This window comes from Saccharopolyspora sp. SCSIO 74807, assembly GCF_037023755.1.
GTDB classification, from domain to species: Bacteria; Actinomycetota; Actinomycetes; order Mycobacteriales; family Pseudonocardiaceae; genus Saccharopolyspora_C; species Saccharopolyspora_C galaxeae.
The window spans coordinates 766716-779513 of record NZ_CP146100.1 but is presented as its reverse complement, the minus strand read 5'-3'; the positions used below and the strand labels follow the sequence as shown (position 1 = coordinate 779513).

Here is a 12798-nt window from a genome sequence, read left to right as displayed (position 1 = left end):
GGCCGCACCTCGCCTTCCGGCCGCGCCGCGAGTGCCCGAATTCCACCAGATGTCCGGCCGCGCCGGTCCCCGCCGGGTCGGCACCTGCCGCGGAGCCCGCGTCGCCGCCGGTGTCCACGACCTCGGGCGACCCGGTCCGTACCGGATCCGAAGCCACGAGTACGCGCAATAATGGAACCACCAGCGCTGCGCGACAGCGTTCCGCAATGGACAAGGAATTCCCATGACCACCGACGAATCCGCGGAAGCCGGCGAGGCGCAGTGGGCCTTCGTCCTCGACCCCGCCTGGCGACCCGAGTCGGATGAGCAGAACGCGCCCCTCGAAGCGGTCCTCGGCGCCTGGTACCTCGAACCGGACGGAACCACCGGGCCGTTCCGGGCGAACCCCTACTACCTGCCTACCCGGGAGAATTCGCCGACCGACCCGGTGGACGCGGCGTTGCAGCTGCTGATCGACGGTGCGTACGACGGCGACGAGCTGTTGGCGGTCATGCGGGACGCGCTGTTCGGGATCGCCCTCGACGAGCAGGGCAGCGCGGTCGTCGCACCGTCCCCGGACGACGTGCCTTCGGTGCTGGTCGCGACGTCACCCGTGCACGCCCACCGGGTCGAGGTGGCTGCTTGGCAGGAGATCACCGCCAAGGATCTGGCCGACTCGCTGCCCGGTGAGGGCGTCGACGTGCTGCTGAACCCTGGCGCGCCGGCGTCGATGCGGGTGTTGGCGAGTTCGCTGAAAGGCGCCGTCGCCGACGTCGAATCCGGTGCTCGGATCCCGGGTGGGAACCCGTTCGAGCCGCCCGAGCAGGACTGAACGGGCCCGGGAGGAGTCTCGATGGCAGCGGAAGAAACCACCTCGCCGGAGACCGCCGAGCGGGCGCCGGAGGTGGCAGCCCCGGATGCAGCCGCGGACCAGATCACCGGCGAAGCGCCGGAAGACCAGTGGGTCGTGCTGATCGACTCCGGGTGGGAACCGGAGGACGAGCAGGACCAGCCGCCGGAGAGCGCCGTGGTCGGCGCCTGGTACGTCGAGCGCGACGGTTCCACCGGGACGTTCCGCAGCAACCCGTCGTACTTGCCGTCCAGCCCGGACTCGCCGACCGACCCGGTGGACGCCTCGCTGCGGTTGGTGATGCGCGGTCAGCTGCCCGTCGAGGAGCTGCTGGCGACGTTGCCCGGTTCGCTGTTGATCATCGGCTTGGACGAGCAGGACGTGCCGATCATCACCCGTGCACCGGACGGCAGCCCGTCGGTGCTGGTGCTCAGCGCGCTCGCGCACGCGCACCGGCTGACCGTGCCTTCATGGCGGGAGGTCACCGCGGAGGGGTTGGCCGATTCCCTGCCGGAGCAAGGCGTTGATGTGCTGCTGAACCCCGGGGCGCCCGCCTCGACCCGGATCGGTGCGCCCGAGTTCTGCGCGGCCGTGCGCAGGCCGGTTCCCGGTGAACGGCCGGCAACCGCCGCGGAACCACCGGAGCGCACCGCAGCTCCCGATACCGTGGCTCCCTTGGCCGGGACCGCTGGACTAGTGGTCGATGAGCCGGTCCCGGCGACCGGGCACCGGGTGGCGACCGTCGAAGATTTCGCCGGTCAGCTCCGGTTCGGCGCTGCGGCGTCGGCCGGTCTGCACGGCGCGGCCGACGGGGAAGCCGCGTGGGTACCCGCTGAACCGCCGGCGAGCGACCCGGAAAATGGGTCCGGCGGGCGGGCGCGCGGCGATTCGTGAGGGATTCGCCGAGTTTCGGCCCGGCCCGGCCCGATCGGCGCCGCATGGCCGAGCCGACCGTGCCATTCTCCGATCAGCGAAAGGGGCGAACGTGGTGACCGTGGTCGACCGGATGCACGACCTGCTGCTGCACTTGGCGGGGCGCGTGCCGGATGACTTTCTGGCGTCGGCGCGGCAACGCCTGGCCGAGCGGACGGTGGCCGAAACGGCCGACGCGCTGTGCTTGCAGCTCGCCGAGCGCAAGGTGCCGGTGACGATCGCGCAGGCGGGTCTGCTCAGCGAGCTGGTGGACGATTCCGCTTCCGCGGTGTTCAGCGGCATCCCGATCCGGGACGACCAGCCGGCCCTGGAGTGGCTGTTCGCCGAGCAACCCGGAACTCCGGAGCAGCCCGCAGCCGAGACCACTACAGCCGCGCTGATCGCGGTGCTGTCCGGCAACTCCGCCGCGCGCGGACTCTGGCTGTCCTGGCGCACGCCGTTCCGCGACGGCGGCACACCGCTGCCGGTGCACGTGGTGGAAGCCGATGACGGCCTCCCCGCCCTGAGCGCCGAGCTGCACGGCGCGCTGGCCGAGCACCCCGGCACACCTCGCATCGAGGTCGTCGGCACCGATGAGGTGCCCGGTTACCAGCGCGCGGCCCGTGCCAACGGCGCACTGGTGTGGGCGGCGACCGAACCGCCCGAGCTGTCCGTGGCGCGGGTCTTCGACCGCGTCGACCCGGACGGCCGGCCGCAGTTCGACCAGGACCACCCGCAGCTCACCGACCAGGACGAGCTCCAGCGCGTGCTGGACTACCTGCGGGCGGGTGAAGTGCTGCTGAGCACCGCCGCCACAATGGACGACGTGGTGCGGCCCGACCGCGGCCAGGTCGTGCCGACGACCTACCGCACTGACGGCGTGTGGCTGTGGCCGGACGCGGTCAGCTACTACCTGGAGGAGTACGGCTTGGCGCCGGACGAGCAGTTCTTCGCGCACATCCGTGCCGCCGGACGCCCACCGGAGCAGTTGGACGCGGTCAGCACGCACCGCGCGCTGCGCCACCTGCTCGACCCGTCGACCTGACCCGGCCGGAAGGAGTCCCGATGCCGTCCGAGGTCACCGGTGAGGGGAACTGGTACCTGCTGATGGATCCGCAGTGGATGCCCGCTGCGGACGAGACGGAACCGCCCGTCGCCTCGATCATGGGCTTGTGGCCGGTGGACGAGAACGGCGAACTGGGCCGCTTCCGCGCCAATCCCGACTACGAACCCAGCGACCCGGACGCTCCGGCGGACCCGCTGGACGCGCTGTTCCGGATGCTGATCGCGCGCCGCGCCGAACCGGACCAGGCGCGGTTGTTGCTGCGCGACAGCGAGTACGAGGTCGCGCTCGGCCCCGGCGGCGGGCCGCTGATCGTGCCGTCGCCGGACGAGGTCGACTGCCTGCTGGTGGCGACATCCCCGGCGCACCGGCTGGATTCGCCCAAGGTCGGTTCGTGGCGGCACGTCGACATCGAGCAGCTCACCGAGATCCTGCCGGAGGGCATCGACGTGCTGTTCAACCCGGGCAGTCCCGGTTCGGTTCGCCTGGTGGCCGCGTTCGTGCGCTCCGCCAGGCAACCCACGGAACGACAACTCGCGAACGCGCGCACCAGCCTGCCCACCGCGGCCGCGGAAGACCTGCGGATGCTGGACTGGCGGATGGGCCCCGGAACCGGAGAGGGAACCGACCGATGAGCGAAGACCCCGGCCAGGGGCTGCCCGAAGCCGCCGCGGACGAGGACCCGACGGACTGGCTGCTGCTGACCGACACCGAATGGGCTCCGGAATTCGGGGAGGACCCGCCGCCTGAGCGCGTGCTCGGCGGCTGGGCCACCTGGGCGGACGGTTCGTGGGGCCGGTTCCGGGCGAACCCGGCCTACGAGCCCGCCACGCCCGACTCGCCGACCGACCCGGTGGACGCGGTGCTGCGGATGCTCGTGCGGGACGGCCGCGGCGCGGACGAGCTGATGTCGGTGCTGGAGGACACCTCGCTGGAGATCGCGCTGGACGCCGACGGTGTCGCGCTCGTCGCCGAAGCGCCGGACGGCAAGCCCTCGGTGCTGGTGGCAACGGCGACGCTGCACCGCGACCTGGTGCAGGCGGACGGCTGGCGGGCCACCGACATGCACGAGATCGCCGATGCGTTGCCGGAGAGCGGGGTCGATGTGCTGCTGAACCCCAATTCGCCCGCCTCGATGCGGCTCGACGCAGACGCGTTCCGCCGCTTCTCGGCCGACCCGGACCCGGCCGTGCAAGGCGAAATCCGCACCGTGAGCACCTAGAGTCGACTCCGCTGCCGGATCCTGCGTGGCGGAGCCCACCGCGCCGGGATGGCGTCCGGGGCCGATCCATGAAGGAAGTCCCCACATTCGGTCGCCGGCAGCGGCGCCGGGAACTCCGCCGCGGAAGAACGGGTTATGACTGACGGAGTCGACGCGAATGCGAACCCCGAAGCGGCGCGTCGAGCGGCACGGCAGCGCGCAGCTGGTGAGCGGATCCCGCGTTCCGGTACCGGGCGTGCCGATGATCATCACGCCGCGGGTACGTTGAGATCGGCGCAGATTGCGGTCGTGCGGTGAGTACGGAGGAACGCCGAACGTGAGCCAGAACGTCATCATGGTCACCCAAGGCATCGGCCAGGGCCATCGCAGCATCGGCGACGCCGTCGAAAGCGCCTCCGATGGCGCGGTGATCGTGGTGGGGCCCGGCCGCTACACCGAGAACCTGGTGCTGACCAAGGCGATCACCATCACCGCCGAGGAAGGTCCGGGCACCGTCCGGATCGCCGCGCAGAAGGGCGTCGCGGTCGCACTGGCCGCCGATTCGGCCGCGCTGTCCGGGATCACCGTGGACGCCGTCGACGGCGAGAACCCGGCGGTGCTGGCGACCACGGGTCAGCTTTCGCTGACCGAGTGCGAGGTCGGTTCCAGCGGCTGGGCCGCGATCTACGCTCGGGACACCGGCAGCGTGCTGATGCGCGAGTGCAAGGTCCGCAACCAGGTCGGCGCGGGCGTGGTGGTCACCTCCGCGCAGGGTGGTGTGCTGGATTCCTGCGAATTGCTGCAACTGGGCACCTCCGCGGTCGTCGTGGCCGAGAGCGGGGACCTGACCGTGCGGGCCTGCGCGGTGCGGGAGGCCGCGGGCAACGGGATTTGCCTGAACGGCCACGGCCGGATCTCCGTCGCGGACACCACCGTGTCCGGAGTGGCCAAACCGGCCATCGCGGTGGAGCAGCAGGCGCAGCTCAACGCGAGCCGGCTGACCGTGTCCGACTGCCGCGGCATCGGCTTCTACCTGGCGAGCCCGCAGTCGGTGCAGCTGGAGGAGTGCGGCGTCGAACGGGTCGGTGCGGAAGGCATGTACGTGGCGGAAGGTTGCGCGCCGGTGCTGCGCTCCTGCCGCGTGCAGGGTGCGCGCGGGCGCGGGCTGCACTTCGCGGGTCGTTCCTCCGGCGCGGTCACCGGCTGCGATGTGTCCGATGTGGACGGTGTCGGCGTCGGGCTCACCGAGCGCAGCACCGCCGAGTTCGACGGGACCGAGGTCTCCAGCTGCACCGGCGGGCTGCTCATCGAGGATGGCTCCGACCCGTTCTTCCGAAGGCTGCGGGTGATCGGCAGCGACGGCGCGGCGATCGTGGTGGACGGCGCCGCCCGCGGGCGGCTGGAGAACGTGGAGATCGACCGGACCGGCACGGAAGGCGTGCAGGTCAGCAATGGCGCGCGGCCCTCGATCTCGGGGCTGAGCCTGAGCCGTTCCGGCGCGGCGGGCGTCTCGATCAACGAGGCGGCGCTGCTGCTCAACGACTGCGACATCACCGAAGCGGGCGGCGACGGCGTGCTGGCGGGCTCCGGTTCGGACCTGTCGTTGCAGCGCTGCCGGGTGCACGGCAGCCGCGGCATGGGCTGCCGGGTCGCCGAGGGCGCGTCCGGGACGGTGTCCGAATCGGAGTTCACCGGTGGCGGCGCGGACGGTGTCCTGCTGGAAACCGAGGAGCCGGTGAAGCTGATCGGCTGCACGGTCCGGGACAACCGGGGCAGCGGGGTGCGCCAGCTGCGCCCCGCCGCGGAGATCACGGTGCAGGACCTGATCAGCGGCGGCAACGGCGCGCAGGACGCCTACGGGAGCTCGGCCGCGGCGACCACCGAACAACCCGCCGAACATCCTGCGCCGCAGGCCCGCGAGAAGGCCCCGAGCGCTTCCGACCCGCTGGGCGAGCTGAACCGGCTGGTCGGCCTGGACGGCGTCAAGAAGGAAGTCACCTCGCTGGTCAACCTGAACAAGATGGCCAAGCGGCGAGTGGACGCGGGCCTGTCCGCACCGCCGATGGCGCGGCACCTGGTGTTCGCGGGCTCTCCCGGCACCGGCAAGACCACCGTCGCCCGGCTCTACGGCGAGATCCTCGCCGAGCTCGGCGTGCTCCGCGTGGGCCACCTGATCGAGGTTTCCCGCGCGGACCTGGTCGCGCAGATCATCGGCGGCACCGCGATCAAGACGACCGAGGCGTTCAACACCGCGCTCGGCGGGGTGCTGTTCATCGACGAGGCTTACGCGCTCAGCGCAGGCAGCGGCGGTACCGGGCCGGATTTCGGCAAGGAAGCCATCGACACACTGGTCAAGCTGATGGAGGACCACCGCGACGACGTCGTGGTGATCGCCGCGGGCTATTCCAAGGAGATGGAGGATTTCCTGCGCGCGAACCCCGGCATGGAATCCCGGTTCAGCCGCACCATCGAGTTCGCCAACTACAGCCCGGACGAACTGGTCACGATCGTTGAAACGCAGTGCCGCAAGCACGACTACCAGCTCGATGCGGAGGCCGTGCAGGCACTGCTGGACTACTTCGAGGCGATCCCGAAGGACGGCACGTTCGGCAACGGCCGCACCGCGCGCAAGGTCTTCGAGGACATGACCGGCAGGCAGGCTTCCCGGCTGGCCGCGGACAACGACGCGCTGCCCGCGGACCTGACGGTGCTCAAGGCGGCGGACTTGGAGCTCACCGCTCGTTGAGCCCGCAGCGCGCGGAGCTGTTCCTGGCCAGCCGACCACTGGTCGGCGAGCCCGCTTCCGTCGGCGTGCGCGCGCCGGCGTGGGGTCGGCCGAGCCGGTGCCGCGGTCACTTCCGCTGCGAATCCGGCTGCGTTCCCCGCCCGTTCGCCGCGGTTTGATCGGTTGCCATGCCTGCGGGCGCCGACCTCTTCTCGCGCCGGTCGAGTTGCCGGGCGAGCGGACGGCGCCGGGTTCGCGATCGAGCAGCATTTCCGGCCACTGGCGGGCTTTTTGCGTCGAATCCGCACGTGACGTTGCGATGCTCCGCGCTGTGGCGGGCAGCGTCGGCACTTCCGTCGGATCGGCCGCACTCGCCTAGTCGGTGGCCGGTGCGTCCCCGGAAGACGGGGTGTCGGCGTGACCGGCCGAGTTCGCCTTCCGCCGCCGCGCCTCGCGCAGCTCCCGCTGCTTCGACCAGTCCGAGGCGCCCGGCTGCCGCTTCGGCAGCGACTCCGGCTTTCCGGTTCCCGTTCGCCCGGGTTCCGGCCGAGGCTCCGCCCGCCTGGGTTCGGTCGGCCCGCGCCTCCTTCGTCCGGCTTCCGGCCGCTCGGGCTCGGGGTGCTCGGGTTCCGGGTGCTCGGTCTCCGGCCGTCCAGCCTTCGGCGGCCCGGTCCCCGGCCGCCCGGTCTCCGGCGCGTGCGCCCCTGCGGCGGCAGCGGCGACCCCGCCTGTGCCCGCCGCCCCGTCACCGGCAGGCGCGGCCAGCGCAGCACGTTCGATCTTGACGGTCTTCCAGCTCGCCCCCGATTCCGGCGCACTCGGCGCGGATTTCGCGCGAACAGCCGGACTTCCGGCCGCGACCGTCAAGTTCCGGACCGTCGGCTCGTTCACCGCGGTCCGCCCGCCCGCCGGATGGGTCTCCGCGGACTCGCCGCTCGCTGCGGACGAAACGACCGATGTCGCGGCGGAATCGTCCGCTGCCGCGGCCTCAGTGCTGTGCGCGGCAACGGCCTTGTCGGTCGCGTCGACAACGAGGCGCAACGCGACCGTCGGCTCCCCCGCACAGCCGGACCGCGAACCTTCGCGCTCCTCGATTTCCCCGCACGGCCCGGCTTTCCCCGCCGACACCGCACCAGGCCTCGGAAACGCCTCGGTCGACGGCTCCGCGCAAGCGACATCAGCCCCGGACATCGCTGCGCGGTAGGCGATCGACTCGGCGCCGGAATCCGCCGTTCCATCGGAGTCCGCCGAGAGCACCGTGGGGAACACCAGCTGTCCCGCCATCGCGCCCGCGGCCGCGAACAGCTCCGCGCGCGCCTGCCTGCCCGCGACGCCGAGCACCAGCAGCCGCGCGCACGCCCGCTGCTCCGGCGTGAGCCCGTTCAGCAGGTGGTGCAACCGGACCGGCATCTCCGCGGGCAGCGGTGTGCACGGCGAACCGAGCGCGATGGTCAGCCGCGCAGGCTCGAACGCCAGCCGGTCGGCCGAGACGGCGGTCGCCGCCTGCGCGGCGGGCAGCATGGCGAGTCCGGCGGGAACCACCTTCGCCACGACCTCGTGCGGTCCCGGCTGCGGCCCCGGTGAACGAGCCCACCGGTACTGCAACGGCGCGGACGCGATCCAGCCGTCCGGCGGGGCCGCTGCCAGCAGCGGCAGCGACCGCCGGTCCGGCAGGTGCCGCAACAACGCCGCGAACGGTTGCCACCGCGGATTTCCCCGGTCGTCGCTGACGAACACGAACTCCGGCCGGCCGCCTGCCTGCCCGCCGTGCCGGATCAGCCCGGCACTGCTGGTGAGTTCCTGCCCGACGATTTCGGCGAGGCTGCCCAGCCAATCCGCGGTGATCGTGGCCGGATCGGCCGGGACGAGCTGCATCCGCTCCAGCAGCGCGCGCGGGAACCGCCGCAGCAGCGCGGCGACCCGGTGCGGCGCGATCGGTTCGCCGCCGGGGGAGCCGAGCACCAGCCTCGGGTGTTCGGCCGAGACGGCGACCGCGTGGCTGACCACGTCCTCCGCGCTGCTGGCCGAGCCCGAGACCGCCAGCCCGGCCGGAACCGGCCGGGTGTGCAGCCCGCCGTCGGTGACGACGCCGCGCGGCAGCTGGTTCTCCCAATCCGGCCGCGGATAGCGGGCACCGTGCAGTTCGCACCGGCGCCCGCCGGTGAACCGCACCCAGCCGTGGTGGTCGGCACCCGCGAAGATCGAGCCGCCGAGCACGAACGTCACCGGCCCGTCCGGGGCGTAGATCTGCGCGGCGAACTCGCGGGAGACCTTCTGCGCCAGCGCCCGGCCGCGCCCGTCCACCGCACCGGCCCCGGACATCGCCAGGAACAGCCTCGGTTGGTCCGAAGTGGACGGTCGGCGGCGGGCGGCCGCGGTCAGCGCGAGCCTGCAGGCGTGCCGCAACGCCTGGCGGAACGTCCCGGAGCGGATCGCGGGCGCCGAGGCCAGCACCAGCCCGTCGCCCGCGGCGACCGGGATCGAGCGGAACAACCGGCGTTCGGCCTCGTCGCCGGTGGATTGCAGGATCAGCACCGTCGCCCCGTGCGGTTCGACGGTCAGTTCGCGGACCCGGATCGGGTCGGGTTCTGCTGGCATCGGCCCGCTCTCGTTCTCGCGCGCTCGGAGGATCGCGCCGCGGCGCCGCGCCGGGCTCGGCCGGTCGGCGAGCGGCGGAGAATCGGCTGCGGCGCCCGCGGACACCGCAAGGCAGCAATGATCGCACTACCCACTGCGCACACCGCCGGTCGTATCGCCTCGACGCCTTGTCGCCTAGCGCGACCTGCTCCACTCGGGGCCCTCCGCCGCGGCGCGGTGATCGCATCGGCAACCCGGCGCGGCCGCTCGCGGCCTGCTCACGCGATGTGCTCGGTGGCCCCCTCGGCCTGCGCGCAGCGGCAGCCGGCCGCGGGCTCCCATTCCTTCGTCACGCGCCCGTCGTCGAGCGTGACGATCCGATCGGCGTAAGCGGCCGAACGCGGATGGGCGGAGAACAGCACGACCGTCTGGCCGAACTCGTCGGTGCAGCGGCGCAGCACGCGCAGCATGTGCCGCGCGGTCACGGCGTCCAGCGCCCCGGTCGGTTCGTCGGCCAGCAGCACGTCCGCCCGCTGCACCAGAACCCGCGCCAGCGCGACGCGCTGCTGCTCGGGCCCGGCCAGCTGGTGCGGCCTGCGCTCCAGCAGTTCCCGCACCTCCAGCGCGTCCAGCACGCGGTCCAACCGCGACCGGTCCGGGCGGCGACCGGAGATGTCGAACGGCAGCAGCAGGTTGTCCTCCGCGGTCAGCTCCGGCAGCAGGTTGCCGTGCTGGTAGACCACGCCGATCCGGTCCCGGCGGAACTCGGTGAGCTCGACCTCGCCGAGCCGCCCGAGGTCGGTGCCGCCGACCCGCACCGCCCCCTCGGTGGGCCGTTCCAACCCGGCCAGGCAGCGCAGCAGCACCGATTTGCCCGCTCCGGAAGAACCCAGCACGGCGGTGCAATGGCCCGGTTCGGCGCGCAGGCTGATCCCGCGCAGCGCGGTCACGGCGCGTTCGGTGCCGAACCGCTTGCTGATCCGTTCGGCGACCGCCCCGCCTCCGCCGAAGTTCGTCGGAGTTGCTCCGGACACAACGTCCTCCTCGCGTTCGTTCGATCCGGCGCGCCACCGCGCCTGGCCCGGACCACGGTCCTCTGCCGCAGTGCAGGCGGGGATCGGTCCTTCGGCCGGAAGAGCCGGACTTTCCGCCACTGCGCGGCTCTGCCACCCGTGGGACGCGCGGCCCGCGCGGACGTTGTCGTCGACCGGATGACCTAGGCCGAAAAGCCGCATGCGCACTGCTGGTCAGCGGCGACCGCGCACGCAGGCACCGCTGTCCTTCTGCGGGGAATGCACTGAAAAGTCGGAGCGGGGCCGCGGGCGACTCGTCCCGCGGCCCCGTCGCCGCACCGCACTCGGGGTGCTTCTCCGGGCCGTGCCACCGCGCGGGGCCGCAGCAGCGGCGGCCGCGAACGCGCGGGCGATTCGTACCGGCCGCGGCTCCACGCACTTCGGGGGGTTCGGGGCTGGGAGTCGCGGCGGGTGCGGGCAGGCACCGGGATCGGAACGGGGGGTGTGGTGGGGAGGTCCTGCGCGAACCTCCGGCTTGCGACGGCGCCCGGGCTCAGGCCGAGGCGGCCAGCCAGGTCGACCGTCCCGCTCGGGTGGGGACCCAGCATCCGCCGGCCTGCCCGGAGTGTTCCGGTTCCGGGTCGGCCAGTTCCAGCGCCTCTGCGATGACCTCGTCGGCCGGACCCACGGTGCGCCACAGCACGGTCTTGGGGAACAGCACGTCCGGTTCCTCGCCCGGGATGCGCGCCGCGTCGGCGTCGTCCTCGCCGTATAGCTGCACAATGTCGATCACGCCGTGATGTGCCCGGATTCCGACGACGGCGATCAGCGAGCCGTCGGAGGCCCGGGGATGGGCGAAGTGGAAGTCGCGGGCGATCAGTGCCTGCAAGCCGTCCGTTATCTCTTTCATGACGCCACCGAGGGTTGTGCGAGAGGGCTGGTCGGAGCTGCTGCGGGCGCCGGACGGGTTCAGACGATCAGGTCGTCGAACTCGCCGTCCTTGGCGCCGGACAGGAAGGCCGCGATCTCATCTCGGGTGTAGATCAGCGCGGGGCCGTCGGGGTAGCGGGAGTTCCGCACGGCGATCTCGCCGTCGAGCAGCGACGCCAGTTCGACGCAGTTGCCGACCGAGCCGCTGTAGGCGCTCTTGCGCCAGGCCGCCTCGGGCACGTGCTGTGCGGTCATTCCGTTGCGGATCTCCGGCATCGAAGTACCCAGCCTTTCCCCGACTTGCTTGCAACGACCATCTGCACGTGCATCCGGTCGTGCAAGGACCGTATCACTGAACAATGGAATGATGAATGCACGTGCAGGCGCACGACTAGCCGGGGTGGTCACGATCCGGTGGTTGTTGATCACGCACTGCGGTCGGCGATCCGACCGAATCCAAGATTAATCCTGCTCGGCCGATCGATTGTGTTCGCGCGAGGTAACGCAGCGAAGCTCAGGCCTGCGGAACGTGTGAGGTAAATCTCAGTCGAGGAGGTTCTTGCGGGCTGCTTGCAAGGTCTTGCGGGTGGCTTCCGGGGTCTGCGCGTCCACGGCGAGCCGGTGGCTGACCTTGCTGTAGATCTCCACGTCTTCCGGCTTGTCCAGGTAGAGCGCGCCGCAGAGGTGCTCCAGGTACACGATGTCCGGGATCTCCGGCTCGGCGAAGCGCAGGATGGAGAACGCGCCCTCGGCGCCGGAGCGGCCCAGATCGAACGGCAGGACCTGCAACGACACGGTGGCCAGCTTGGTGATCTCCAGCAGGTGTTCGATCTGCTCGCGCAGCACCGCGCGGCCGCCGATCGGACGGTGCAGCACCGATTCGTCGATGACCGCCCACAACTTCGGCGCGTTCGGCTGGTTGAACAGCCGCTGGCGGTACATCCGCAGGCCGACCCGGCGATCCACCTCGTCGTCCACGGCCTCCGGCATTCCCTGGCTGGCGATCGCGCGGGCGTACGCCTCGGTCTGCAGCAGGCCGGGGACGAACTGGATCTCGTAGGTCTGGATCCGGGAAGCCGACTCCTCCAGTCCCACGTAGTCCTGGAACCAGGACGGGACGAGGTCGCTGTAGCGGTGCCACCAGCCGGGCTGGTTGGACTGGCGGACCATTTCGAGGAACGTCGCGCGCTCGGTCTCGTCGGCCACGCCGTAGAGGGTGAGCAGGTCGGCGACGTCGCGCTCCTTGAAGCCGACGCGGCCGAGCTCCAGCCTGCTGATCTTGGAGCCGGAGCCGCGGATCTCGTAGCCCGCGTCGTCCCGGGAGATGCCGCTGGCCTCGCGCAACCTGCGCAGCTGGCCCCCCAGCACCAGGCGACGAGCGGTGGGGCCGCTGCCCGCGGCTCCATCCGTGGTCACGTCCAGACCTCCCGCATTCCGCACGGTCGTTCCCATGGACACTTCGTCGTGCCGTCGGCACTGTCCGTTACCCGGGTTCCGGATTATCCACCGTCCGGATGACCCAAGATCCAGACGGCGGAGTCTAGCCCA

The 12798-nt window shown here is 71.7% G+C and carries 11 protein-coding genes; 6 read left to right on the top strand and 5 right to left on the bottom strand.

Going from position 1 to position 12798, the window contains the following annotated elements; genetic code table 11:
• The first annotated feature begins 223 nt into the window (after positions 1–223).
• From V1457_RS03510 to V1457_RS03485, 6 genes are all read left to right on the top strand, one after another.
• Positions 224–811 carry a type VII secretion system-associated protein gene (locus tag V1457_RS03510; protein ID WP_200068566.1) on the top strand — a complete coding sequence of 196 codons (588 nt, stop codon included), beginning with the start codon at positions 224–226 and terminating at the stop codon, positions 809–811.
• A gap of 21 nt (positions 812–832) precedes the next feature.
• Positions 833–1723 (top strand): type VII secretion system-associated protein, encoded by an 891-nt coding sequence (locus V1457_RS03505; RefSeq protein WP_338600131.1) that lies wholly within the window; start codon positions 833–835, stop codon positions 1721–1723.
• Between the two features lie 91 nt (positions 1724–1814).
• Positions 1815–2786, top strand: coding sequence for a hypothetical protein (locus V1457_RS03500; RefSeq protein ID WP_338600128.1), 972 nt, complete (start codon positions 1815–1817; stop codon positions 2784–2786).
• A 20-nt stretch (positions 2787–2806) separates the two neighbouring features.
• Entirely contained in the window at positions 2807–3439 is a 633-nt protein-coding gene (locus V1457_RS03495) for a type VII secretion system-associated protein (RefSeq protein ID WP_338600125.1), read from the top strand.
• Positions 3436–4026 carry a type VII secretion system-associated protein gene (locus tag V1457_RS03490; protein ID WP_338600122.1) on the top strand — a complete coding sequence of 197 codons (591 nt, stop codon included), beginning with the start codon at positions 3436–3438 and terminating at the stop codon, positions 4024–4026. The genes V1457_RS03495 and V1457_RS03490 overlap by 4 nt, the downstream gene beginning before the upstream one ends.
• A 316-nt stretch (positions 4027–4342) precedes the next feature.
• Complete coding sequence (locus V1457_RS03485; protein WP_338600119.1) at positions 4343–6751, top strand: right-handed parallel beta-helix repeat-containing protein; 2409 nt, start codon at positions 4343–4345, stop codon at positions 6749–6751.
• A gap of 354 nt (positions 6752–7105) precedes the next feature.
• On the opposite strand, the gene V1457_RS03480 is transcribed toward V1457_RS03485, so the two are convergent.
• The 5 genes from V1457_RS03480 to V1457_RS03460 all read right to left on the bottom strand — a co-directional run bounded on the left by V1457_RS03480 (position 7106) and on the right by V1457_RS03460 (position 12702).
• Entirely contained in the window at positions 7106–9328 is a 2223-nt protein-coding gene (locus V1457_RS03480; protein ID WP_338600116.1) for a hypothetical protein, read from the bottom strand.
• 257 nt (positions 9329–9585) lie between these two features.
• Positions 9586–10341 carry an ABC transporter ATP-binding protein gene (locus tag V1457_RS03475; RefSeq protein WP_338600113.1) on the bottom strand — a complete coding sequence of 252 codons (756 nt, stop codon included), beginning with the start codon at positions 10339–10341 and terminating at the stop codon, positions 9586–9588.
• Positions 10342–10873: 532 nt separating this feature from the next.
• Positions 10874–11230 (bottom strand): hypothetical protein, encoded by a 357-nt coding sequence (locus V1457_RS03470; RefSeq protein WP_200068574.1) that lies wholly within the window; start codon positions 11228–11230, stop codon positions 10874–10876.
• Positions 11231–11289: 59 nt separating this feature from the next.
• Complete coding sequence (locus tag V1457_RS03465) at positions 11290–11505, bottom strand: DUF397 domain-containing protein (RefSeq protein ID WP_307849893.1); 216 nt, start codon at positions 11503–11505, stop codon at positions 11290–11292.
• A 288-nt stretch (positions 11506–11793) separates the two neighbouring features.
• On the bottom strand, positions 11794–12702 hold the full coding sequence (locus tag V1457_RS03460; RefSeq protein ID WP_407074745.1) for a helix-turn-helix domain-containing protein: 909 nt from the start codon (positions 12700–12702) through the stop codon (positions 11794–11796).
• Positions 12703–12798 lie beyond the last annotated feature (96 nt).